The sequence below is a fragment of the Terrisporobacter sp. genome, from assembly GCF_017888745.1.
Taxonomy (GTDB): Bacteria; Bacillota; Clostridia; order Peptostreptococcales; family Peptostreptococcaceae; genus Terrisporobacter.
Map to the genome: position 1 here is coordinate 1 of NZ_JAGHFM010000394.1, position 2311 is coordinate 2311.

General features: G+C 26.4%; 2 protein-coding genes. Both read right to left on the reverse strand.

The window, feature by feature from the left end; all coding sequences use genetic code 11:
* Positions 1–138: 138 nt before the first annotated feature.
* The gene (locus J7G74_RS16365; protein ID WP_297137360.1) at positions 139–1515 is read right to left on the reverse strand and encodes an aldehyde dehydrogenase; all 1377 of its coding nucleotides are present in this window, start codon (positions 1513–1515) and stop codon (positions 139–141) included.
* Between the two features lie 76 nt (positions 1516–1591).
* A partial coding sequence (locus tag J7G74_RS16370) for a sensor histidine kinase (protein ID WP_297137361.1) occupies positions 1592–2311 on the reverse strand: 720 nt, incomplete at its 5' end.

The following is a 2311-nucleotide window of genomic DNA, read 5'->3' on the forward strand; positions in this document are numbered from 1 at the left end:
CTGAAAATCAGTGATTTTAGCAAGGGAATAAATACATTGGAGTTACTATCATACTTAATACAATAGACATCTCTCTGATAGAAATAAAATATTTAGCTCTGTATTCTTGAAAGTTTTATTTTTCATTAATAATTTAGATTATCTCATTATCTTTTTAATTAAATTGATTTTATTTTTATAAGGTGGAAATACTAGTTTTATATCAAACTTTGTACTTTTTTTCACTATACTCTTAGTATGAGTAAATGTATCAAAGCTAGCTTTTCCATGATAATTACCCATTCCAGAAGTTCCTATCCCTCCAAATGGTAAGTAAGTAGATGCCACATGGCTTATAGTATCATTTATACCTCCTCCACCAAAAGTAAATCTAGTAATTATATCTTCACTAAAATTACTATCTTCTGAAAATACATATAAAGCTAATGGATTTTTATTTTTAGATATATAGTATTTTATATCTTCCATATCTTTATATTTTATTACTGGAAGTATTGGTCCAAACAATTCTTCACTCATAACCATATCATCTAAAGTAACATCTTTAAGAATAGTTGGTGAAATATATCTTTTTTCTAAGTTAATATTTCCACCAAATACTATTTTCTCTTTATCATGATTAAGTATATTAGATAGTCTATCCATATGTCTTTCATTGATTATTCGACCGAAGTCTTTGTTGTTTATAATATCTTCTCCGTAAAATTCTTTAGTTGCTCTAATAAATTCTTTTATAAGATCTTCATAAATATCCTCATGGGCTAATACATAATCTGGTGCTACGCAAGTTTGACCGGCATTTATCAGTTTTCCCCACATGATACGCTTTGCACTTATTTTTAAATTAGCACTACTATGCACTATAACAGGTGACTTACCTCCAAGCTCTAATGTTACAGGAGTTAAATGTTTACTGGCTTTTTCCATAACTATTTTACCTACATTTACGCTACCTGTAAAAAATATATAGTCAAATTGTAGATCTAAAAGTTCACTATTGACTTTGTAATCCCCTGTCACTACTGCTATATATTTTTCATCAAAAGTTTCTTTTATTATTTTTTCTATTATTCCCTCTGTGTAAGTAGCATACTCAGAAGGTTTAAGAACTACTGTATTTCCACCACATATAGCTCCTATTAACGGCTCTATCAATAATTGAAATGGATAGTTATATGGCCCTATTATAAGTACTGCTCCATAGTGTGATTTATAAATGTATGATTTTCCTGGGAGCTGAGCTGCATCATTTTTTACTTTTCTTATTTTAGCCCAATTTTTGATATTTTTTATAGAGTAATTTATGCTTCCATATACAAATCCAACTTCATTGGAATAAGATTCAAATATGTGTTTACCTAAATCTTTATTTAAAGCATCTATTATCTCTCCTTCGTATTTTTTTATAACACTTTTTAATTTTTTTAAATTTTCAATTCTTGTATTTACATCTATCCTACCAATATCAGATAGGTATTTTCTTTGTTTTTCCAATATATATTCATACTTATTCATAAGCTACCTCTTTATATATTTAATTATAATTAACAACTTTATTTATATCGATTATATCATCTAATAAATACTAAAACTATTCATATGGAAGTGTTACAGTAAATTTAGTATACTTATCTAATTCACTATCTACTGTAATAGTTCCACCTGATAATTCTATAATTCTATTTGATATAGATAACCCCAATCCATATCCTAAATCATTTCTTGAATTATCTCCTTGATAAAATTTATTAAATAAGTATTTCTTAGTATTTTCATCCATTCCACATCCGTAGTCTTTAATTTCTATAAATACTTCATTTGCTGTTTTATAACAGGAAATTAGTATTTCTGAATTTTCATTGGAAAACTTAATAGCATTGCTAATTATATTTATCCAAACTTGAATTAAGTATTCTTCCTTACCATAGTAATAAGTAGATTTTAAATCCAAGTTAAAACTTATATTTTTTTTAGACCATTGCTTTTCAAGCAAGATTATAGTCTTTCTAATTTGTTCATCTAAAGAAAATTTTTTATTATCCTTAAACTTATCCATATTATCCAGTTTTGAACATTCTAGTATATTTGAAGATAATTGTGATAATCTATCTGTCTCATCTAATAAAATATCAATATACTCCAACCTTTCTTTTTGCGATAAGTTTTCATTTTTTAATATTACTAGAAATCCTTTAATGGCTGATATTGGTGTCTTAAACTCATGAGATACATTGTTCATAAAATCAGTTTGTATACATTCAATATTTTTTAAGTCTTTTGCCATAGAGTTGAAGTTTTTAACCAGTTTTCC

Coding starts and splice junctions, on each gene's coding strand:
- J7G74_RS16365 (WP_297137360.1), bottom strand. CDS start 1,515: ATGAATAAGTATGAATATATATTGGAAAAACAAAGAAAATACCTATCT.